Source organism: Mycobacterium sp. MUNTM1 (assembly GCF_054660795.1).
Genome location: NZ_BAAGDE010000070.1, coordinates 1 through 22,289 on the forward strand (window position 1 = coordinate 1; position 22,289 = coordinate 22,289).

General features: G+C 60.6%; 19 protein-coding genes. 2 read left to right on the forward strand and 17 right to left on the reverse strand.

Annotated elements, in window-relative coordinates; all coding sequences use genetic code 11:
• The 9 genes from ACYQ8K_RS26760 to ACYQ8K_RS26800 form a co-directional block, all read right to left on the reverse strand.
• Positions 1-965, reverse strand: a 965-nt coding sequence (locus ACYQ8K_RS26760) for a glycosyltransferase (RefSeq protein ID WP_459973853.1), incomplete at its 3' end; no start/stop codon positions are given.
• A 348-nt stretch (positions 966-1,313) separates the two neighbouring features.
• Positions 1,314-2,105: a cephalosporin hydroxylase family protein gene (locus ACYQ8K_RS26765; protein WP_459973855.1), complete on the reverse strand. Its 792-nt coding sequence runs from the start codon at positions 2,103-2,105 to the stop codon at positions 1,314-1,316.
• 5 nt (positions 2,106-2,110) lie between these two features.
• The gene (locus tag ACYQ8K_RS26770) at positions 2,111-2,764 is read right to left on the reverse strand and encodes an acetyltransferase (protein WP_459973856.1); all 654 of its coding nucleotides are present in this window, start codon (positions 2,762-2,764) and stop codon (positions 2,111-2,113) included.
• Complete coding sequence (locus ACYQ8K_RS26775; protein ID WP_459973858.1) at positions 2,757-3,866, reverse strand: DegT/DnrJ/EryC1/StrS family aminotransferase; 1,110 nt, start codon at positions 3,864-3,866, stop codon at positions 2,757-2,759. Before ACYQ8K_RS26775 ends, ACYQ8K_RS26770 begins: the two co-directional genes overlap by 8 nt.
• Complete coding sequence (locus ACYQ8K_RS26780) at positions 3,863-5,086, reverse strand: methyltransferase domain-containing protein (RefSeq protein WP_459973860.1); 1,224 nt, start codon at positions 5,084-5,086, stop codon at positions 3,863-3,865. The genes ACYQ8K_RS26775 and ACYQ8K_RS26780 overlap by 4 nt, the downstream gene beginning before the upstream one ends.
• Positions 5,083-5,634, reverse strand: a complete 552-nt coding sequence (gene rfbC / locus ACYQ8K_RS26785; protein ID WP_459973862.1) for a dTDP-4-dehydrorhamnose 3,5-epimerase — start codon at positions 5,632-5,634, stop codon at positions 5,083-5,085. The genes ACYQ8K_RS26780 and rfbC overlap by 4 nt, the downstream gene beginning before the upstream one ends.
• Positions 5,631-6,719: a CDP-glucose 4,6-dehydratase gene (gene rfbG / locus ACYQ8K_RS26790; RefSeq protein WP_459973889.1), complete on the reverse strand. Its 1,089-nt coding sequence runs from the start codon at positions 6,717-6,719 to the stop codon at positions 5,631-5,633. Before rfbG ends, rfbC begins: the two co-directional genes overlap by 4 nt.
• Positions 6,707-7,480: a glucose-1-phosphate cytidylyltransferase gene (gene rfbF, locus ACYQ8K_RS26795; protein ID WP_459973864.1), complete on the reverse strand. Its 774-nt coding sequence runs from the start codon at positions 7,478-7,480 to the stop codon at positions 6,707-6,709. Before rfbF ends, rfbG begins: the two co-directional genes overlap by 13 nt.
• Complete coding sequence (locus ACYQ8K_RS26800) at positions 7,477-8,346, reverse strand: hypothetical protein (RefSeq protein ID WP_459973866.1); 870 nt, start codon at positions 8,344-8,346, stop codon at positions 7,477-7,479. Before ACYQ8K_RS26800 ends, rfbF begins: the two co-directional genes overlap by 4 nt.
• Positions 8,347-8,938: 592 nt before the next feature.
• Between ACYQ8K_RS26800 and ACYQ8K_RS26805 the strand changes: the two genes are divergently transcribed.
• Together ACYQ8K_RS26805 and ACYQ8K_RS26810 are read left to right on the forward strand one after the other, a co-directional pair.
• Positions 8,939-9,808, forward strand: coding sequence for a phytanoyl-CoA dioxygenase family protein (locus ACYQ8K_RS26805; RefSeq protein WP_459973868.1), 870 nt, complete (start codon positions 8,939-8,941; stop codon positions 9,806-9,808).
• The gene (locus tag ACYQ8K_RS26810) at positions 9,805-10,527 is read left to right on the forward strand and encodes a TylF/MycF/NovP-related O-methyltransferase (protein ID WP_459973869.1); all 723 of its coding nucleotides are present in this window, start codon (positions 9,805-9,807) and stop codon (positions 10,525-10,527) included. Before ACYQ8K_RS26805 ends, ACYQ8K_RS26810 begins: the two co-directional genes overlap by 4 nt.
• Positions 10,528-10,634: 107 nt before the next feature.
• Here the strand turns inward: ACYQ8K_RS26810 and ACYQ8K_RS26815 are convergent, their stop codons facing one another.
• The 8 genes from ACYQ8K_RS26815 to ACYQ8K_RS26850 all read right to left on the reverse strand — a co-directional run bounded on the left by ACYQ8K_RS26815 (position 10,635) and on the right by ACYQ8K_RS26850 (position 21,498).
• Complete coding sequence (locus ACYQ8K_RS26815; protein ID WP_459973871.1) at positions 10,635-11,123, reverse strand: hypothetical protein; 489 nt, start codon at positions 11,121-11,123, stop codon at positions 10,635-10,637.
• A 431-nt stretch (positions 11,124-11,554) separates the two neighbouring features.
• The gene (locus ACYQ8K_RS26820; RefSeq protein ID WP_459973873.1) at positions 11,555-12,520 is read right to left on the reverse strand and encodes a glycosyltransferase family 2 protein; all 966 of its coding nucleotides are present in this window, start codon (positions 12,518-12,520) and stop codon (positions 11,555-11,557) included.
• Entirely contained in the window at positions 12,517-13,308 is a 792-nt protein-coding gene (locus tag ACYQ8K_RS26825) for an ABC transporter permease (RefSeq protein ID WP_459973875.1), read from the reverse strand. Before ACYQ8K_RS26825 ends, ACYQ8K_RS26820 begins: the two co-directional genes overlap by 4 nt.
• The gene (locus ACYQ8K_RS26830; RefSeq protein ID WP_459973877.1) at positions 13,308-14,048 is read right to left on the reverse strand and encodes an ABC transporter permease; all 741 of its coding nucleotides are present in this window, start codon (positions 14,046-14,048) and stop codon (positions 13,308-13,310) included. The genes ACYQ8K_RS26825 and ACYQ8K_RS26830 overlap by 1 nt, the downstream gene beginning before the upstream one ends.
• The gene (locus ACYQ8K_RS26835) at positions 14,045-14,992 is read right to left on the reverse strand and encodes an ATP-binding cassette domain-containing protein (RefSeq protein ID WP_459973879.1); all 948 of its coding nucleotides are present in this window, start codon (positions 14,990-14,992) and stop codon (positions 14,045-14,047) included. The genes ACYQ8K_RS26830 and ACYQ8K_RS26835 overlap by 4 nt, the downstream gene beginning before the upstream one ends.
• A gap of 244 nt (positions 14,993-15,236) precedes the next feature.
• Entirely contained in the window at positions 15,237-18,155 is a 2,919-nt protein-coding gene (locus ACYQ8K_RS26840) for an MMPL/RND family transporter (protein ID WP_459973881.1), read from the reverse strand.
• Positions 18,156-18,241: 86 nt separating this feature from the next.
• A complete protein-coding gene (locus ACYQ8K_RS26845; RefSeq protein ID WP_459973883.1) occupies positions 18,242-21,136 on the reverse strand; it encodes an MMPL/RND family transporter in 2,895 nt (964 codons plus the stop codon).
• Positions 21,133-21,498, reverse strand: a complete 366-nt coding sequence (locus tag ACYQ8K_RS26850) for an MmpS family transport accessory protein (protein WP_459973891.1) — start codon at positions 21,496-21,498, stop codon at positions 21,133-21,135. The genes ACYQ8K_RS26845 and ACYQ8K_RS26850 overlap by 4 nt, the downstream gene beginning before the upstream one ends.
• Between the last annotated feature and the right edge of the window lie 791 nt (positions 21,499-22,289).

The window sequence follows — 22,289 nt, forward strand, 5'->3', positions numbered from 1 at the left end:
GAACCGCCGTGATGGACCACCGCGCGGCAGGCGGGAAAAATGGTTGCGTAGTTCACCGGGCCCACCACCTTGACGTGGTCGAACCGTGGCGCATCGCTGAAATCCGTTTTGCCGGAGCACACCAGCGCGCGCTCGCCCAGCTGCGCGCACGCCTTAGCAATCATGTTGATTGTATTGGCCGGAGATTCGACCGATGTGCTGCCGAAGCCGAAGCAGATCGGGGGCGTTCCCGCCGCGATCCACGACGCGACGTCGACGTCGGAATTTGTCGTCAACTCCATCGTCAGCGTGCCGACAAAGGGCCGCTGGTTGTTCCATTTGGCCCATTCGGCGGCCAACCCGGGAAAGCACACCTCGTCGTAGGCCTGGATCTCCAGCGCCCCGCGGGCGGCCATCCGTTGTGGGGCAGGGCCTTTCGCTTTGGGCAGGCCGAGTTCACGGCGCTGGGCGTCCTCCGCCTTCTTCGTCACCCGCCACTGCGTCCAGTCCAGCGCCGTCATCACGGTGCGTACCGCCGGCGCCGGCAGGTGAGGCGCGAGCTGCCCGTTGGGCCGCATGGGGAAGTAGTGCATCGTGGCCAACGGCACATCGAGGTATTCGGCCACGTTCGCCGCAACCCCCGGAAAGCCCGGGCCGGTGAACACCAGATCGGTGCCCTCGGAGAGCGATGCCAGGGTCGCGCTCATCTCCGCCCAGGACTCAGTAAGCAGATGCTGGGCTTCCCGCCACCGCCTCCTCACCTCGGGGACATTCCACAACTTGCCGAGGAAGTCGGTGTCCCAGAAGCCGTCCTGCTGATCGGGCCCGTACCCTGCCGCCGACAGGCCGGCCGACTCGACGAGGGGGACTAGGTTGGGCGGAACGGCCATGCGGACCTCGTGCCCGCGGCGCTGCAGTTCGCGACCCACGGCCGTGCAGGGCTCAACGTCGCCGCGAGTTCCATAGCTGGCCAGGGCGAATTTCACGGACGAATCCTTTCGGTGGTCGCGCGTGCGCGGGCATTCGCAGAGGTCATTATCTCTGGTTGGTCCAGCGGTGGGTGGCGTTTCGGCATTGCCGGTGGTCAGAATCCGGTCGTGTGGGCACCCGGAGTGCAGGCGGCTTGGTCAGCTCTGATCGTGGGTCTCAGGCCAACCGGCGTTGAAGGCAGGCGAGTCGCGGGGAACGAGAATGCGACGCGTCAAAACCAAAACTGCCCTTGCGGCCTCGAAGTGCACTTGCGGGCGTCCGAGAGTGCAATGCAAATAAGTTACTTGAGCCCCGAATCCGAACTCTCCGGCGACTTCTTTGGCGCTTGATGAGCTGACCAGCCCTCAACGCACGCGCCGCAGGAATCCGTCGGGCGCTACAGTTATCTGCAGCTTGTGCTGGATGTCACGGTCAATCTCGAAGTCGGAATGCGACTTAACGAACTCCCAGACCGCCGTCTTGGGGTTGTTGCCTTGGCCCCACGGTCGGTCCGGAAACGAGTCGGCGCCCATGTCCTCGACAACCGTGTCGAATACCACGCAATAGCTATCCGGTGTCACCAGTGGCGAATACGCCGATAGTTCGGCGAGGACATGATCATGTGTGTGGTTGCTGTCGAGGCAGACGAGAGTCGTCTCGTGGCCGCGCGCGGCATCGTGGACCTGTTGAATCGTTTCTCGCTCAATACTCGATCCCTCGATCATGGTGATGTAGGGAGCTAGTGGGTGGGCCTCTATTGCCGCACGATTGTGGGGCCGTATCTCGATATCGACTCCGATGACCCGCCGACGGGAACCGCCGACGTTGACGGGCACACCGCTGGTAGCAGCTTCGCACACGTCAAGTAATGCAAGCATTGATGCGCTGAAGATCAGCGAACCTCCATGCGCTATCCCGGTCTCGACGATCACCGTGGGTTTAACGTTCCAGATCAACTCTTGAAGACAGACGATGTCCTGTGGGTATTGAATGATCGGTCGCCCTAGCCACTCGAAGTTGTACGAGTAGCGACTCTCGGCGCTTCGATTGAGCCATTCGGACGATAAGCGCGCAAGCTCCTTATCTTTCGCCAAAGCTTGCACGTTCTCGCCGACGATCCGGCGATGGTCTTTGTAAGCGTCTTCCGCCACGTTCATGCCTCCTAAGGTGCTTCGATCCGGATGACACGAGCCGGATTTCCCACAACGACTGCGTAGTCGGGTACGTCTTTGGTAACCACGGCACCGGCTCCGACTGTGGCAGACTGCCCGATCTTTACTCGCGGAAGTACGGTGGCATTCGTTCCCACCATCGCCGCATCGCCGACCGACACGAGGCCACAAAGAGTAGCTGCCGGGGCCAAGTGCACTCCGGAACCAACTTGGCACTCGTGGTCGACAGAGGCTTTATGGTTGACGATGCAACCATCCCCGAGTGAGGCGTCCGCAGACACCACCGCGCCCGGCAAAATTTGACAGCCTCCGCCGAGCTTTGCTGTGGCATCAACGCTCGCGCGAGGATCGATCAATGGTTCAGCCCGCAGGCCCGAGGCGACCATCCGAGCCAGAATGTTGATCCGATCGAGGCCACGGTTACCCCCGACAGCCACCAGCGCATGGACGTCATGGACGTCGCCACATTCGGCTCGCCATCGCTCAAACCCGGCCTCCCCGATATGCAGCGGGGTTCCAGGTAATGGCGCAGCAGCCGGATCGTTGTCGAACGTAGCCAGCACCCGCCCACTCAATCGTCCGATAATGCCCACCAGTACTTTGGCGTGTCCCGAACTTCCCCAAAGAACGTAACTTTCATGCACCGCGAATATCCCGGATGACTTGGACGACTCGGCGCTGCTCGTCCTGCGTGATGTCGTGGAAGCTAGGGATGTTGATTGCGCGACGAGGAATGTCGCCGGCCCATTTGCCTCCCAGCGATCCCGCGAAGGGGGGGACCGCCGACAGTGGATGAAAGAAAACCCGGGCATCGACGTTCTCCGCCGCAAATGCCGCCGTGAGGCGCTCCGACTTTATTCCCGTTGATTCGTCGAATACGACGGTCGGCATCCAACATCCATTTTGTGTGCCCGGGGGTTCGGGGTTCATCGAAACCCCCTCCATGCCGGACAGCTCGTCGTTGTATGCCCGGAAGATCTCGCGCTTTCGCGATGTCAATTCGTTGATGCGTTCCATCTGGCCAAAACCGATGGCTGCCTGGATGTTCGACATTTTGTACTTGAAGCCGACGACATCCGGCCAGAACTGCTTGGCCTGGCTGCGCGAGCGACCATGGTTGCTCAAAGTGAGCACTTTTTCGTACAGTTCGTCGTCGTTGGTGACGAACATGCCGCCCTCGCCGGTGGTGACGGTCTTGGTGCCATGAAAGGAGAAAGTCCCGAAATGCCCCATCGACCCGGCGCGCTTTCCGTGGAAGATCGAACCGATGGCCTCTGCCGCGTCCTCGATCACCGGGACGCCATGCTTCTCGCCTATCGCCAACAAACGATCTATCTCACAAAGGTTGCCGTACAAGTGCACGGCGACAATGGCTTTGGTGCGCGGCGTGATGGCAGCTTCGGCCAATTCCGGATCGATGCACCAACTTTCGGGCAGGATGTCGACAAAGACAGGCTTGGCGCCGAGGTAAACGATGGGCGCCGCCGTCGCAATCCAGTTGGTGTCGGCCATGATGACCTCATCGCCGGGTCCGATTCCGAGCGCAGCCATACCCATGTGCAGCGCACCGGTGCAACTCGAGGTGGCGATCGCGTGCTTGACGCCTAGGTGCTTCTTGAAGGAACCCTCGAAGCGGCCGATGTATTCGTAGCAACGCTCACCCCAACCGTTCGCGGCGGCATCAGTGGCGTAGCGCACCTCCAGGTCTGTTATTGACGGCTTGGTGTATGCGATGCGGGGCTTCACAGCATGCTCAATTCGGGAACGGCGGTGACCAGGCTTACCCCTTTATCGACAAGATCGATCAACTGGGACCGGACCTCGTGGGCGATGTTCCAGGGCAAGATGACCACGTGATCGGGCTGGTTCTCGCGCAATGCTTCGGGCGGATAGATGGGGATGTGGCTTCCCGGCATGAATTTCCCTTGCTTGGACCCTGCGGCATCACACACGTATGGCAGTAGGTCCGGCCTGACCCCCGCGTAGTTCAACAAGGTATTCCCCTTGGCGGCGGCTCCGTATGCCGCCACGCGACGGCCCGCACGCTTCTGCTCGATCAGAAAGGTCAAAAGATCGTCCTTCACCCGGTCGGCGCGCTTCTGGAACTCGGTATACGTCTCGAGTCGGGTTACCCCGAACCGTTCCTCGCGCGCCAGCAACGCATCGACGCGGTGTGTGCTGGTGATCGCCGCTCCGGTATGGCAGCCATACACCCGTAGGCTGCCGCCATGGGTGGGCAGCTCGTCCACATCCCACACACGCAGGCCGGCCGCTGAAAAGATCTGGGCCACTGCGGTTAGTGACAGATATGAGAAGTGCTCGTGGTAGATGGTGTCGAACTGGGTGTGCTCGATCAACGGTACGATGTGTGGAAATTCCAGTGTCACAACACCTTCCGGCTTCAGCACGGCGGCCAAGCCGCGGGTGAAGTCGTTGATGTCAGGCACATGGGCATATACGTTATTGCCCAGCATCAGATCCGCCCGCCGGCCTTCACCGGCCAGTCGGTGTCCCAGGGCTTCACCGAAGAATTCCCGCGTGACCGGGATTCCCAACGACTCGGCCGCGGCGGCTGTGCCGGCCGTCGGCTCGATGCCCAGGCAGGGGACGCCAGCCGCCACGAAATTTCTTAGTAGGTAGCCGTCGTTGGAGGCCACTTCGATGACAAAGCTCTCGGGCCCGAGATGCAGTCGCTCAATGATCATCCGCACATACTGAGCTGCGTGATCAAGCCAACTGCTCGAGGTGCTGGAGAAATAGGCATATTCGGCACTGAATAATTCCTCAGCGCGGGCGTAGTCCTCAGTCTGGACCAACCAACACCTGTGGCACACCTTCACCCGCAGCGGGTAGTGCACCTCCGGGTTACCCAAATCCTCGGCAAGCAAATAGGCGTTGGAGGGCGGGGCGAAGCCCAGGTCCACAAAGGTGTGTTCCAAGGGCGTACCGCAGTGTCGGCATCTCATAATGCGACTCCAGCGAAATCGGTATCCAGTAGCGGATGGGAACGATCGCGAGGGGAGAGGTCTTGCGGCGGTAATGGCCAGGTGATGGCGAGCCGGGGATCGTCGTAACGCAGCCCGCCTTCGGAAGACGGGTGGTAGAACGCTGTGTGTAGATATAACAACTCGCTGTCGGGTTCCATGACCTGGAAGCCGTGGGCGAAACCTTCTGGGATGACTAGCATTTGAGCGTCATCCTGTGCCAATTCCTGGGCGTGCCAATGCAAGAAGGTGGGGGAGTTGGGTCGCAGGTCAACCGCCACGTCCCAGACCCGACCGCGAAGGCAACGGACCATTTTCATCTCCGCATGCGGGGAATGCTGGAAATGCAAGCCACGCACAGCCCCTGCGCGGCTAGTCTTGGACTGGTTGATCTGTTTAATTTGGCGATTGCCGAGCACAGGCTGAAGTTCTTCGGCGCAGAAGAGGCGCATGAAGGCGCCACGGTCGTCACGATGCGGTGAGGACCGTGCGATCTTCAGATCGGGCACTGGGGTGTCGAGGATGTTCATGCCGTCGCCCACCCCAGGTTTGCCTTGCCCGCATCGGCGACGTAGGTGGCCAGTTCGTCAGCACTTGACACTTCACCTACTTCCAGCAATCGGCGATACCAGGTGGCTGTGTGAAAAATCGCCTTCTCAAGGTTCCAGACGGGACGCCACCCAAGATGCATTTTCGCCTTGGCGCTGTCGAGTTGTAGTAGCCCCGCCTCGTGCGGTTGCCGACCGGATGCCGATTGCCAGCGGAACTGAGGCCACGTGCGAGCAAGGTCTTCGAGCACTTGCTCAACCGTACGGCTTCCTTCTACATCGGGCCCAAAGTTCCAGGCCTCGGCGCAGCTGCCGTCTGCCGCCAGAAGCCGCTGGCCGAGTAGCAGATAACCACTGAGGCAATCCAGCACATGTTGCCAGGGGCGGGTGGCGCGGGGAGAACGGATCACCAGTGGTTCTCCAGCGACGACCGAGCGCACCAGATCAGGTATCAGCCGGTCTTCAGACCAATCGCCACCGCCAATCACGTTGCCGCCCCGGGCGGTCGCGAGCAGTGGAGCAGACGGATCTTGCAGAAACGCAGTCCGGTAGCTAGCGGCCACTAATTCGGTGCCTGCTTTGGATGCGCTGTAGGGGTCGCGGCCCCCGAGCCGGTCAAGTTCGCGGTAAGCCCAAGGCCATTCGCGATTCTCGTAACACTTATCGGTCGTGACGACAACCACGGCACACAGATCAGGCGTATGACGCGCCGCTTCGAGCACGTGGACCGCGCCCATCACGTTGGTGGCCCAAGTGGTTACCGGCTCGCGATAGGACCGACGCACTAATGGCTGGGCGGCCAAGTGGAAAACGATTTCGGGTCGTTCCGCGGCGAAGACCCGACGGACTGCGGCTTCGTCGCGAATATCGACGCGATGGTCGCCCATAGATAATTTCAATAGGTCCCAGTGGCTGGGCTCGGACGATGGATCCAATGCAAGCCCGATAACTTCTGCGCCCAGCGCTTGTAACCACAGGCACAGCCAGCTGCCTTTAAAGCCGGTATGACCGGTGACTAGGACCCGGCGTCCGCGGTAAGCGGCTTTGAAAGCGTTCAAAGCCAGCATTTCCACGGCGCTTTGCCGCTACCCCAGAGTTCTTCAAGGAGATTTTTGTCTCGCAGGGTGTCCATCGGCTGCCAGAAACCGGAATGCTCGAACGCCATCATTTCGCCATCGGCAGCAAGCCTGGCCAATGGCGGGCCTTCCCATGACGTCTCGTCACCTTCGATGTAATCCAGTACCGCGGGTGACAGAACGAAAAAACCACCGTTGATGAGGCCGCCATCGCCTCGCGGCTTCTCGACAAATCGGGTGACCCGGTCATCGGCGCACTCGAGCGCCCCATACCGCCCCGGTGGAAGCACCGCTGTCACCGTGGCGTGACGTCCGTGCTGACGATGGAATTCGATACTTCCTCCTATGTTCACGTCGCTCAGGCCGTCACCGTAGGTGAAGCAGAACGCCTCGTCGTCGCGTATGTAGGCCTCCACGCGCTTGAGGCGTCCGCCGGTCAAGGTGTCGTCGCCAGTATCCACCAGGGTTACCCGCCAAGGCTCTGCGTGATGCCGGTGGACTTCCATCTTGTTGGCGGACATGTCGAATGTTACGTCGGACATGTGCAGGAAATAGTTCGCGAAGTATTCCTTAATAACGTAGCCCTTGTAGCCACAGCAAACCACGAAATCTTGGATACCGTGATAAGAGTAGAGCTTCATAATGTGCCATAGAATCGGGCGCCCGCCGATCTCGACCATCGGCTTTGGTCGAATTGTCGTTTCCTCGCTGAGACGGGTGCCAAGGCCGCCGGCTAATAATACCGCTTTCATTGGATCCGCTTCTGTCTGATGGAGGCCAAATTAAACAAGCCCTTAGAACGATCCGTCGCTGCGACAGAATAGCCACAACTTCCTTCAGTAATAACCGTCATATACCCGAATATTTCAGCGGGAATAGTGTTGGAATACTGATCTACCAGATGGTTAAGTAGAAGGAAAGAGCCTAGCCGCTCCGACAGAAACCCTACTGCCCTTACCTGATAGGTGTCATAGTTTCTAACCCGATTGCCAAACCGTTGAAGAAATTTCCGGCTAACAAGTTCAACCTTTGACAGCGTCTGTACTAGCCAATCTTTGGGGTATATTCCGAACTCGATACCTCCGGGGATAAAATGCTTAGCATCAAAAAATTTTGTCGCGGATTCGGGGCTCAACACACCTAGCTCAACTGCCAAGGCTGCGTAATCGAGGATGTCCCCGCGATGATGGGAGGTCGCATATTGCCCGAGTATTGAGTCCTCGAAGTATAGCGGTTGCGCGACCAGGAATCCGACATCAGGTTTCGGTATAAATGTTGCTAATTCTTCTTCTTTTTGGAAATTATCTAAGCTTAGCTCACGCATGGTTGGATAACCGTAAGATTGGGATTCCGCCCCCTCTGGGTGCGGCAATAGCCTCTTTCTGTAAGAGCAGATCTCGACGAACTCGGAAGATTCGGCAAATCGATTTACCGCGATGGGCACCACGTACATTCCGGCCGCGCCAAACGCAATCGGCCTGGCTTCGTGCCAGAAGGGGTCCAGTTGCCGTACGTGTAATGCAGAATCAGCCTGAAATTCCCCAAGCGCGATACAGTCATCGTACCAACTCGCTGGCAACAAGGGCTTCAGGTGGGTAATGCAGAACCTGTGAATCATGGGACGTTATTCAAGTCCTGGACAATAGGCTGCTGGATGCTTCGCGCCCGCTGCACATTGCGGTGGGCGCTCGGAAATTCAGACCAACTCCTTCAACACGCGGGAAATTCTAGCCCATACTTGCTCTTCGACCGGGTGGAATCCGCGGACTCGCAACCCGGTTCTTCGTAGTAGTCCGTGCATGTTTGAGAAGACTCGTAGCGCTGTCCGATCGGGAAGCACGTCCGTCCGCTCGGCGTCGCGGCGTCACAAGGCCCCTAACCGTACAAGTCCATAACAGTACAAGCGCGACCTCAAACACCACCGCGGCCCCGGCCCGACCTCGTCAGCGGCGGTGTCTACAGTCTTCGCGTCCTGCCGCCATCGTTCGTCGCTGGAGGCGTCCCGGCCGACCAGAGCTACATCTGCGACGACAGGGCTCGCACCATGGTGTCTACGTGTGCAGCTGTGCACTAAACCCAATCGTATGGACGAATGATCGACGCACCCAGCGGACGATTCGGCTGCAACCAGGCAAGCGCATTGATACCCTTACGCGGGGTCAAAGCTTGGCATCTGTAACGAAAGCCGAAAGTTTCCGCGAGGTTTGCACATGCTGAATCTGTACGTCAACAGGGTCTTTCCGGGGGACGACTTCCGGCCACTCGTCTACTCGGGAGCGATGATCCTGCACACGAAGCTCCGATCTACCGTGGAGTTTTGCGGCTATGCGCAACAGTGCATCCGTCAGGTCTTCGGCGACCGCTTAGATGCGCGTGTGGTGCACACCGAGCTTGCGGTCGAGCAATTCGTGGAGAAGGTGTCCACCCTCAAAGGGGAGTTCACCAACTCGACGGCGTCCAAGGAGCACATCCGCAACTTCCTGGAGGAAATCAATCAGGACCCCGAGGAATATTTTTTCGACGTACCCCGGATCCGCGTGGTCCCAGACTACGATTACCTGCACGCCGGAGTGAGTTACGCCTATCTGCCGCACCGTGATACGTGGTACGGCGCTCCGCAATGTCAGATCAATACATGGATGCCAGTGTTCCCCATTGACCCCGATCAGACCATGATGATCAACCCGACTTACTTCGACCGCCCGGTGCAGAACGATTCGGGTGACTGGGATCTGCAGCACTGGGTCACTAACGAGCGCCCTGCTGCGACTCAGAACATCAACAATGAAGACCGCCGGCATCCGGTCCCGCTGGAAGAGGTCGGAACTGATACGGAGTTGAGGTTGGCAGGTGGCACCGGAGACATGATTGTTTTCTCAGGCTCACACCTTCACGGAACGGTCCCTAACCGGACAGGGCGCGTGCGATACAGCATCGATTTCAGAGTTTTCCATAGGGAAGACTTGAATGAGCGTGCCGGAGCTGCAAACCAAGATGGCGCCGCTAGGAACATCGAGTTCGGTCTGCGCGACTTGCTTCGTGCCTCGGACTTCACGCCCTACCTCGAAGCGGTCCAGTGACCAACCGTCGTCTTACAGAAGCTGAGATTCAGTTCAATCACAAGAGAGCAGACGCGCTAGCCAGGACCGATGCTGCTTATGTCGCTAGTGCCCCTTTCGTTTTCGCCAACCGCGTAACAGTAACGGCGGCCCTGTCACGTATCGAACTGTTCAAAATGGTGATGGACGTGCCAGGCGCGATCGTCGAATGCGGTGTGTACCGGGGCAACTCGCTCATGCTCTATATGCACTTGTCATCGATCCTTGAGCCATACGCGATTAATCGCTCGATCATCGGTTTCGATACTTTTGCGGGATTTACCAGCATCGACGAGGAAGAAGATCCAAAGGACATCGACGCGAAGATGTTCTCAGACACCGATCCCACGTTGATTCAAGACATGATCGACGCGACCGACCTTGTCCGTCCGGTGAACCGCATCCCTCGTTGCCAGTTGGTGAAGGGCGACATCGCGCAAACCGCTCCCGAGTTCGTCAAAACGCGGCCTGATCTCGTTGTCGCGATGCTCATCCTCGACACAGACTTGTACGAGTCGACAAAGGTTGCGTTGCAGACGTTCTTGCCTTTAATGCCCAAAGGGGGGGTCGTAGTGTTCGACGAGGTCGCGTACGTCAACTTTCCAGGAGAGACCTCGGCGCTCAAGGAGGTCCTCGATCTCAACAAAGTTGAACTAAAGCGCTTACCGTTCGACAGCTGCGTCGGGTATTTCCGGGTATAGGGGCGGGAGAGCAGAAAACGTCTATCCGTACGTGGTTCTGGCTAAGGCTGCGAGCGCACGTCGGTACTTGGCGGAGGTGGCGCCTCGCTCCGCGGAACCTTGACCCGTCATGAGCGGTAGATGCGCTGCGGGAGAGTCTGATTGGCCCGGCGCACAACGACAACAGAATCGTAAATCTCGATGCTGCCCAAGATCGGCGTGATCGCCGGCACCGAAACTTCCCTGAGTCGATCAGGGTGACCTACTCGGAAGCTGGTCTCGCTAGCAGCTTCATAGTGGCTGTGTTTTGCATCGATCAACGCTTTGACAAAGTCCATGAACGAGATGCGGCTGTCGCGGTAGGTGGTCTGATAATCGCAGTGCGTATCCTCGACCATGTAAACACCGTCGCCGCTCAAAGCTTCTACGAACAGGCGGCGGAAGGAATCGACCATGTGAGAACTGGTATGAGGGCCATGGTCGAGAACGACGTCGAACGGGCCAAATTCTGCGGCGGCTTCCCTAACGAAGGAACCGTTCTGCTCAGTGCCGAAGCGGACATGAACGCCTTGAGAATTAGCAATTTTCAATAATTTCGAGTCCGTGTCGATGCTCACGATGACGGAGCCACGGTGTAGATGCTCTCGCCACATGTGGAGTGAGTCTTCATAAAAGCTACCGATCGCTAACATCCGGAGCGGCCTGTTTCGGTCGATTACAGACTCGTAAATCGGCAGATAGTGAGCCGACGTGTGTACCCGCGATGCGCAATCGAATGACTGAGACGTCTCCTCGTCAGACCCAGTGTCGGTGGCCGACCACTTAGTCGGTGAAGCAAGACTCGGCCCGAGAGCCCGTATCATTCTGCGATTGCCTCGATAGCGGTAGCGCCGAGCGGGGAGGGAAAATTTCAGAACGATTTTCACGATAGCCAGTGTCTCATTCCCGATGCAGGGATGCCGAGGATTGGTGTGCCGCGGAGACTCGCTTGAAAGCTTTAGCTCGCAAGGGAAAAACCACGGGTTTGCACCAGGGCGACCTTGTGCCGTTAGTCCGAACTGGGAATCATTTGATCACGAAACCGTCTCGCCCGCATGAACTCACCAACGGGTGCTGCCAGCAACGTTTTCAGCCGCGAGGACCGCTGGGGCCCGAACAGCGTCACCTTGACGAGCAGCCCCACCCAGGCGAGTAACCACCACGGTGCCGCGGCCGCGCGGACGAGACCGGTAGACGCCGGGTCCACGAGCATCCAGGTCAGAATGCGTAGCTGGTCGAGCCAGTGCCGGTGGGCCTTCGTGATATTCGCCGACTCGGTGGTCGCGGTGTGATGCCGCACCGAGAGTTCCTGTGGCACAAAACGAACCGCGCCCCGCAGCATGAGGCGCAACCAAAAATCCAAGTCCACGGTCTGATACACGTCGTCACGCAAGCCACCCGCGTCCAGCGCCACCCGGCGCCGGAACATCACGCAGCTCGGCTCGCCGATCAGATTGGCGCTCGCACCCCACAAGGCCACCAACTGCAGCACCAGTGACGATCCACGGTTGTGCTCGCGCAGCTTGGCAAAGTAGACGTGGAGCTTGCCCGGCGCCTTTCGTCGCTCGCTCCAGGGCAGGTCGTCGGTCTGCACCCGACGGGGCGCGAAGGTCAGCCCGACGCCGGGGTCGTCGAAACAGCGGGCGAGCGTCTCCAGGGCTCCCGGAAGCAACCAGTCATCACCGTGCAAGAACTGGATGTATTCGCCGCGCGCGAATTCCAGGCACTTGTTGTGGTTTCCGTTCAACCCAAGTCGAGACTCGTTGCGTATCAGGCGGTCTCCCTCACGCAGCAACGATGTCGCAATGCGCGCGCCGTCATCCGACGACTGGTCATCGACGACGAGGATCTCGAAGTCGATGCCGTCCTGATCCAGGACGCTGCGCAGGCAGCGCTCGATGGTCGCGCCGTTGTTGTACATCGGCACGCACACCGAGACCAGGGGGTTGGCCGGTGCGGGGCCAGCGTGAGTCACGCGTTGGCCTCGGCGGCCAACCGGTAGCCGCGCACGGCCACCGGGACGAATACCGCAAGCAGCACGACCGCCCAGATCAGCGTCGTCACCAGAGGCCACATGACCGGGCCGCCGTGGGCCAAGGACCGCATCGTCTCGATGGGCGGCGAAATCGGTTGTATGCGGATCAACGGCTGAGCCCAATCCGGAAACAGCTTGATCGGAGTGGCACCGGGATTGACGAACGCCAGCGCAAAAGTGACGCCTAGCACCCAGGTCATCGCGGTGCGGCCGTTGTTGCGGATGGCCATCGCCATCACCAGAGCGGTGAAGCCGGTCACCACGATGGACGGAATCAGCACGAAAAGCAGTGCGGCCGGCCAACCTTGGAGGAAGCGCAACCCCATCGCCAGCCCGAGGGCGGTGATCAGGAAGGTGCCGAGCAACGTGCGCACCACCTCGGCGATGATCCAGCCGGTGATCGCGCTGGCCCGGTGAATCGGCAGCACCCACATCCGGCTGAGCACGCGTGACTCGCGGTCCATGGTGATGCCGACCGAATTGCCCAGTGAGCCGAACAGTCCGGAGATCACCGCGCACATGGGAACGATCCCGTAGATGCTGTCCACACCCGTGACCTTCTGCACCTGCTCGCCCAGCACGATTTTGTAGATGAACAGTAGGCAGACGGGTAGCAGCAGCGACCCCATCAGCACCGCTTGGTCGCGCCGCCAGCGGAGCAGGAGCCGGCCGGCCTGCACCCAGCTTTGGGTCCACAGCGACCCTTGCGGCTCGAGGCGATGCGTCACTAGCCGCGCCTCTGCATCCGCAATGTGATCGCGCCGAACACCAGGACCATGCCGAGGCACCAGGCAAGGGTGGCCACCAGATTGCTGAGGATCACGTGGCCGGTGGCCATGCCGCGCAGCGTCTCGGCGAATTGTGACACCGGCTGGTTGCGGACGTACGGGCGCAACCATTCCGGAAAAGTCTTCTCCGGGGCGATTCCAGTGGACAGCATGAACAGCAGCAGCTGGGGGACGAACAAGAGGTGGCTTGCCCCCTGAACGGTCTTGGCGCTCGATCCCAGCGCGTCGGCGCCCAACCCCACGGCCAGGCACAGCAGCAAGGAGATGAGCAGGAACGCCGCCGCGTAGCCCAACCCACCGGTGATCCGGAAACCGAAGGCGTATCCGGCAATCAGCGCCACCACCAGGGAGAGCACCGCGCGCATCTGGGTGGCCGCCGTGCGGGCGGTCACGGTGGCGACTGCGGCGACCGGCAGCGTTCGCATCCGCTCGCCGAAGCCGGACACATGGTCACGCGCCGCGCGGTCCGCGGTGAGCAGCCCGACGAAGATCATCGATTGCGCGACCACCGCGGGTAGGAAATATTGGGTGTAACTGATTTTCCCTGTGTCGATCAGGCCGTGCAACGCCACACTGAACCCCGCCAAATAGGCTGCCGGCGAAAGGATCTCAAAGATCATCTCGCCGTCGCGAGCCGCCGACATCAGCGAACGCTCGGTGAGGGCGGACAGGGCGCTCATGACCGGGCGGCGGTCCGTTCGGTCAGATGCAGGAAAGCCTCGTCGAGCGAGGGCTTGCGCAACGAGATATCGGCGAGCTCGAGTCCGAGCGCGTCGACCCGCCGGAACACCTCGACGAGCGTGGCCACCCCATCGGGCGCGAACACCGCCACCGAATTGGTGTCGCCGTCGATCTCGACGCCCTCGAGTCCGTTCAGCGCCGCCGCGACCTGAGCCAGGTCGGCGGGGTTGGCGGGGGTCACCTGGCAGTAGCTGGTCCCCACCGCGCGCTTGAGTTCCTCGGAAGTGCCGCGGGCGATCACCTGTCCGTGATCGATGACGACGATCGAATCGCTCAGCACGTCGGCCTCTTCCAGGTACTGCGTAGTCAGCAGCACGGTGATGCCCTGCACGGTCAGCGAACTCACCAGTGCCCACACGTCGCGGCGGCTGCGAGGGTCCAGACCGGTGGTCGGCTCGTCGAGGAAGAGCACCTGCGGCGGCACCACCAGGGCGCTGGCCAGGTCGACGCGCCGGAACATGCCGCCGGAGTAGGTCGACAGCCGACGGTCCGCGGCGGCGACCAGATCGAACTGTTCGAGCAGCTCACCGGCGCGGGCCTTCGCGCGCTTGCGATTCAATCCGCGCAGCCTGCCGAACAGGACCAGGTTCTCCCGGCCGGTCAGCATGGGATCCATGCCGGTGAACTGTCCGGCCATCCCGATGCTGGAACGCACCTCGGACGGCTGGCGGATGATGTCATACCCGGCGACGCTGGCGCGCCCCGAGCTGGGGCGGATCAGCGTGGAAAGAATGTTGATCGTGGTGGTCTTGCCGGCTCCGTTATGGCCGAGCACCCCGCAGACCGTCCCGGCTGGGACCGAGAAGTCGATGCCGTTCAACGCGAGCGTGTTTCGCCCGAACGTCTTTGTGAGGCCTACAACCTCGATCGCAAGTGGACTCACGGTAGGAGTATTTCACGGTGCGGTGTGGCGTGCGGACGGTATACGGAGATAGCGATAGGGGAAATGGCCCAGGCCTTTCCTCGACGGTGGCCACAGATCTCGCTGACGCGGCCCAAACCTGTTCGCGGCGGGGGAGTTCCGAGTGTGCCGAGCAGAATCATTTGGCGTCCAATCTTTCTCGTCGCGCTCTTCGCGGAGGGCGTTGACCGATTCGCTATCCGGCAAACGAAACGACGAGGACCACCTAGACGGTCGGCCTGGCGATCGGGATCTCGGCGGTGGGGGCGTCCATGTCGACCTCATCGTGGTGGAGCAGGGTGCGTACCGACTGACGCGTTCCCACGGAGCGAAGCAGCAGGCTGGCCGGCCGTGGTCGAACCAACTGCGGCCACCAGAACCACCGTCCGAGCAGCGCCGCGATGGTAGGCGTCATGAACGAGCGCACGATCAAGGTGTCGAACATCAGGCCCAGGCCAATCGTGGTACCGACCTGACCGATGATGCGCAGGTCGCTGACCACCATCGACGCCATGGTGAATGCGAACACCAGGCCTGCATTCGTCACGACCTTACCGGTGCCGCCCATCGCGCGGATGATGCCGGTATTGATGCCGCCGGCCAGTTCCTCTTTCATTCGGGATACCAGCAGCAGGTTGTAGTCAGAACCGACCGCCAACAAGACGATCACCGACATCGGCAGCACCATCCAGTACAGCTTGATGCCGAAGATGTACTGCCAAATCAGCACCGAGATCCCGAATGATGCGCCCAACGAGAGCGTTACCGTGCCCACGATGACCAGGGCGGCCACGAAACTTCGGGTCAGGATGAGCATGATGATGAAAATCAGGCACAGCGCACCAATGCCCGCAATGAAGAGGTCGTACGTGGAGCCGTCGCGGAAGTCCTTGAACGTCGACGCGGTGCCCGCGATGTAGATCTTGGCGTTTTCCAATGGGGTGTTCTTGAGCGACTCTTCGGCCGCCAGCCGGATCTTGTCGATGCGGTTGACGCTCTCGGACGTCGCGGGGTCGCCGCGGTGCGAAATGATGAAGCGGGCGGCCTTACCGTCCGGCGACAAGAACTGGCCCATCGCTTTCTTGAAGTCCGCATTGTCGAAAATCTCGGGCGGCAGATAGAACGAATCGTCGTTCTTGGAATCGTCGAACGCCTGCCCCATGATGGTGGCGTCCTTGTCGTTGGCTGACATCTGGCCGAGGATCCCGGACATGGTGCTGTGGTTCGTCAGCATCATGTTCCGCATGTCCTCGGACATTGCGATCATCGGCGGATACTGCTCCAGCAGCTGAGGCATCAGCTTGTCCATGTGATCGAGATCTTGAAGCAGGCCCACCATCTTGTCGCTCAGCGTGTCGACGCCGTCGAGGATTTCGAAGATCTGTCGCAACGACCAGCAGATCGGGATGTCGTAGCAGTGCTTTTCCCAGTAAAAATAGCTCCGTAGCGGTCGAAAGAAATCCTCGAAATCGGCCATCTTGCCATTTAATTCAGCGAGAACGACGGCCATTTCTTTGGTCTTCGTGATCGAATCGTGCGTGATGTCGGTCATGCGCTTTTGCAGCGAGTAGATGCGCTTCATGATTTCGATCTGCTTGGCCATCATGTCCGCTTGGACAAGCATGTCGTCCATGCGCGCCCGCATGTACTTGAGGTCTTGACCCATTATCGACTGTTGCATGCTGAGCAGGAAGGGAATCGAGGTGTGCTGGATCGGTGTTCCCTCAGGCCGCGTGATGCCCTGCACCCGGGAGATCCCATGAACGGCGAAGATTGCCTTCGCAAGCCGGTGCAGCAACAGGAAATCCGCCGAGTTCCGCATGTCGTGATCGGATTCGATCATCAAGATCTCGGGCATCATGCGCGACTGGTTGAAGTGGCGGTCTGCTGCCGCGTAGCCGACGTTGGCCGGAACGTTGTCGGGCATGTAGAGCCGGTTGTTGTAGCTCGTCTGGTAGCCGGGCAGGGTCACCAAACCCACCAATGCGACGGCGATCGTCGCGCACAGAATGGGCGCGGGCCAACGGACGATCGCCGTGCCGATGCGCCGCCAGCGCCCGAAGCCGATCGTGCGCCTCGGGTCGAACAACCCGAAGCCACTCCCGACGGTCAGCACGGCCGGAACCAGCGTCAGCGCGATCAGCACCGAGATGAGCATGCCCACCGAGCAGGGCATGCCCATGGTCTGGAAGATGGGCATGCGGGTGAAGCTCAGGCACAACATCGCCCCGGCGATGGTCAGACCGGAACCCAGGACGACGGGCGCGACGCTGCGATAGGTGGTGAAGTACGCTGTCTGCCTGTCTTCGCCCGCCTGGCGCGCCTCCTGATAGCGGCCGAAGAAGAAGATCGCATAGTCGGTGCCGGCGGCCATTGCCAGCGCCACCAGCAGGTTGACGGCAAACGTGGACAGTGCCATCCAGTTGTTGTTGGCGATGAAGGCGATGACACCGCGAGCGGCGAAGACTTCAATCCCGACCGTGAGCAATAGCAGAATCACGGTGGTGATCGAGCGGTACACCAGGAGCAGCACGACGAAGATGATCAACGCGCCGATCATCGTCATCTTCAGAATCGATCGGTCACCGGCGAGCTGCATATCGGAGAACAGTGCCGACGGACCGGTGACGTAGGCCTTAACCCCGGGGGGCGGCGGTGTCCGCGCGATCACGTCGCGGACGGAGGCGACGGATTCCTGGCCCAGGGTGGTGCCCTGGTTGCCCGCCAGGTTCAACTGCACATAAACGGCCTTGCCGTCCGGGCTCTGGGCGCCCGCCGCAGTAAGGCGATCGCCCCACAGATCCTGCACGTGCTCGATATGCTTTGTGTCGCTTTTTAATTGAGCAACCAGTTTGTCGTAGTAGGCGTGTGCCTGGTCGCCAAGCGGCTGCTGTCCCTCCAGGACCAGCATCGCGAAGCTGTCCGAATCGGATTCCTTGAAGTCCCGGCCCATGCGCTGCATGGCCTGCACCGCCGGTGCGTCTTGAGGGGCGAGCGGCACCGAATGCTGTTGGCCCACAATCTCGAGCCGTGGCACGCCGAACGTCACCAGCAGGGTCAGCGCCACCCACCCGATGATGATGAACACCGCAAGGTGGCGGATCGACCGCGCGACGCGCGACGGCCGGGCTGTGTGCGTGGTCATAAGCCCCTCGACAGGTCGACGACGCTATTGCCCTGTGTCACAGTGTTCCCCACGGTTGCTGTTCCCATCCTGAAGTGGAAAGCCACTTACTGCGGCTGCTTCAGGAGCAGTGAACGCACCAACGGGCGGGGGCCGGTGTGCCGCAGCATCGTGCTGGCCGGGCGGGGGCGCACCAACTGTGGCCACCAGAACCAGCGTCCCAGCAGTGCGGCGACTGACGGCGTCATGAATGCGCGCACGATCAACGTGTCGAAAATCAAGCCGATGCCGATCGTCGTGCCCACCTGACCGATGCTGCGCAGCTCGCTGACCCCCATCGAGGCCATCGTGAAGGCGAACACCAAGCCGGCGTTCGTCACAACCTTTCCGGTACCGGCCATGGCGCGGATGATGCCCGTGTGGATCCCGGCGGCCAACTCCTCCTTCATTCGGGAGACCAATAGCAAGTTGTAGTCAGAACCCACGGCCAACAACACGATCACCGAGGTGGAAAGCACGCTCCAGTGCAGTTGCATGTGCAGCAAGTACTGCCAGACCAGCACGGACAACCCGAAGGATGCGCCGAGCGAAAGCAGAACCGTGCCGACGATCACCATGGCGGCAATGAAGCTTCGCGTCATGATCAGCATGATGATGAAAATCAGGCAGATCGCGGATACGCCGGCGATCAAAAGGTCGAACATAGACCCGTCGACCAGATCTTTGGTAATCGCCGCAGTACCGGTCAAATAGATCTTGGCGTTTTCCAGGGGAGTGCCCTTGAGCGATTCCTCGGCCGCCGTCTTGATCTGCTCGACCCGGTTGAGCCCATCCGGCGTCGACGGGTCGCCCCGCTGGGAGATCAGCAGGCGGACGTCCTTGCCGTCCGGCGACATGAACACCTTCTCGATCCGCTTGAACGACTCGGACCCGTTGATGATCCCCGGCGGCAGGTAGAAGGAATCGTCGTTCTTGGAGGCGTCGAACGCCTGCCCCATGGCGCTGGGATCCTTTGCGCTCGAATCCATTTGGCCCATGACGCCGGACATGGTGCTGTGCATGGTCAGCATCATGGTGCGCATGCCCGACATGGTTTCGATCATGGGCGGGATCTGCATGACCAGCTGCGGCAGGATCGCATCCAGCTGGTCCAGGTCCTTCACCAGGTCGCCCAATTTGTCGCTGATCTCGTCAACGCCGTCGATCGCGTCGAAGATGGATCGCAGGGAGAAGCAGATCGGGATGTCGTAGCAGTGCTTTTCCCAGTAGAAGTAGCTGCGAATCGGGCGCCAGAAATCCTCGAAGTCCGAAACGCGATCGCGCAATTCCGAAGTGATGTCCTGCATTTCATGCGTTGTCCCGACCATGTGGTGCGTGGTGGCGACGAGTTCCCGCATCAGGTCCAGCATGTGCTGCATGAGGCCGATCATCTTCCCAAGCTCATTGGCCTGGGTGAGCATGTCGTTCATGCGGTCTTTTTGGAAAGCCATGTTCTGCATCTGACTCGCCTGACCCATGCTGATGATCCAGGGAATCGTCGTGTGCTGCAGGGGCGTTCCCTCCGGGCGGGTCACGGTCTGCACCGTCGCGATTCCGGGCACCGCTAGCACGCCCTTGGCGAGTTTATTGATGACCAGCATGTCCGTCGGATTACGCAAGTCATGATCGGTCTCGATCAACAGAATTTCGGGCATCGACATGCGCTGGCCGGGGAAGTGCCGGGCCGCGGCCGCATAGCCCACGTTGGCGGGAATGCGGTCCGGAATGAATTTCTGGTCGTCATAACTGGGCTTGTAATTCGGCAGCGTCAACAGCCCGATCAGCGAGACGGCCAACGAGGCGATGAGGATGGGCGCCGGCCACCGCACGATCGCCGTACCGATTCGACGCCACCGGCGGGTCGAGAGTGCACGCCGTGGGTCGAACAGACCGAACCGGGCTCCGGCGGCAATGAGAGCGGGCCCCAGCGTTATCGCGACCAGGACCGCGATGGAAATGCCGACGGCGCAGGGAATGCCGAGCGGCTGGAAAAACGGAAGTCGGGTGAAACTGAGGCAGAGCACCGCGCCGGCGATCGTCAGGCCTGATGCAAGTACGACCTTGGCTACACCGTTGAATGTGGTGTAAAAGGCCTCTTCTCGGCTTTCGCCCGCATACCGCGCCTCTTGATATCGGCCGACGAAGAAAATGCCGTAGTCGGTACCCGTCGCGATAACAGCGGCGACCAACAGGTTGACGGCAAAAGTGGTAAGGCCGACCAGCCCGAGATGGCCGAGCAGCGCGACCGCCCCGCGCGCTATCTGCAATTCAAGGCCGACGATCAGCAACAAAAGGACGACCGTGACAATCGACCGATAGACGAGCAGCAACGTCAGGAAAATGACGGCAAGGCTGACCAGCGTAACCAGCATGATGCTCTGCTGACCGGCGATATTCATGTCCGCGACGATGGGCGCGGGCCCGGTCACATAGACCTTTAATCCCGGCGGGGGCGAAGCGTCCTGCACGATCTTTCGCACGGCCGCCACGGACGCGTCACCCGCGGCCGCGCCCTGGTTACCGTTCAGGTTCACCTGTACATATGCGGCCTTGCCGTCCTGGCTCTGCGCGGCGCCGCGGGTCAGCGGATCGCCCCAGAAGTTCTGGACGTGCTGCACATGCGCGTGGTCGTCTTCCAAGAGCTTGACCAGGCGGTCGTAATACTTGTGCGCGTCGTCGCCGAGTTGCTGCTGGCCCTCCAGCAGGATCATCGCCAGAGCGCCGGAGTTGGTCTCGTGGAAGTCCTGGCCAAGCCGCTCCATGGCCTTGAACGACGGTGCGCCCAAGGGGCTCAGCGAGACCGCGTTCTCCGCCTCGACCTGCTCCAGCGACGGGACGGCGACGCTGATCAGGACGGCGATACCGAGCCAGCCCAGAATGATCGGAACGGACAGGCGGTGGATGATCCGCGCTATACGCGGTCGCGCGGCCGGCTGGGTTTCAATTTGTTGCTGGGTGCTCATGTGGCGGTCAACACGCAGTAGGTGAACGCGTTCAATTCGTGCGAGATCCTCTCGGCTTTGACGACACCGTCGACCACGATGCGGCAGCCGAGACTATCGCTGTTGCCCTGTGCGACCACATTTCCCACGATCGATGGCAGCGTCGTCGAGATGTCGAACGTCCACGGCAGCTCGATACCGGTGATGTGGTTCGGCTCGCCGTTGGCGTCAAAGTAGCTGATGTCGGCCATCGACCCGGCGGGGCCGAAGACCTCATACTTCACGTGCTTGGGGTTGAACGGTTTGGTGTCCTGTTGCCTGGATTCGGCGTAGGTGGGGCGCTTCTCGGAGCCGAAGACGCCGTGCAACCGCGAGACCGTCATACCTCCGGCGACGACGACGGCCACGATGACCAGCGGAATCCACAACCGGCCGAGGAAGCTGAACAGCCCGGGACCTTTTTTCGTGCGCGTCGCCTGAGGGCCGCTTTGCTGCACGGGTTCAGTTGAAGATCGACGACCAAAGCCTAGGAAACGACGTTGGCTAATGTCTCGTCCTTCCGCGATGGTGTTGTCGGGCCGGGCCCGGACATCCGATTCGACCACTGCACCCCCTTCAGCCGTGTTGAAGCCCGGACGGTTCGCGCCGCTCGAACATGCAACTACACACCTCTCGCGACACGCCAGACTGCGGCGCTTCGAATGTGGTGCACGTGGCCGACCAGTCGTGCCTCGGACACCTCATACGAGCTCCGCCCCCCGGGGAGCGCGACCAGGTCTTGTTGAGTAAACCACGCCAGTCGCTTCCGTATCAGTGCTTTGGCAACGCGATACGGGATCGTAATGCCGCTCGCGTGCATAAACGGCATTTGCTGAGCGTCCGAACGTTTCCCGTTCACTTCTCTTCTTCGCAAGCCGCCCCCTCACCTAAGCACAGCGGGTGCACGGTGTCACCGGGTGGGCAACCCCGGCCAGTCTTGCCAGCACACTGCCAGGTTTCGCCTCTTGGTGATTTTCGCGGCCCCCAGGCCTTCGGCTAAGCTCAGTGGCGACAAGCACAATAACTTCATCGGCCTGAAGGACGTGCCTGCTCCAATAGCGAAATTTCGCAGCCAACGCCATTGATGCAGGTCACTGCAGCGATTTTCGGGGCATCGGGGCCCCGCGGCATACCA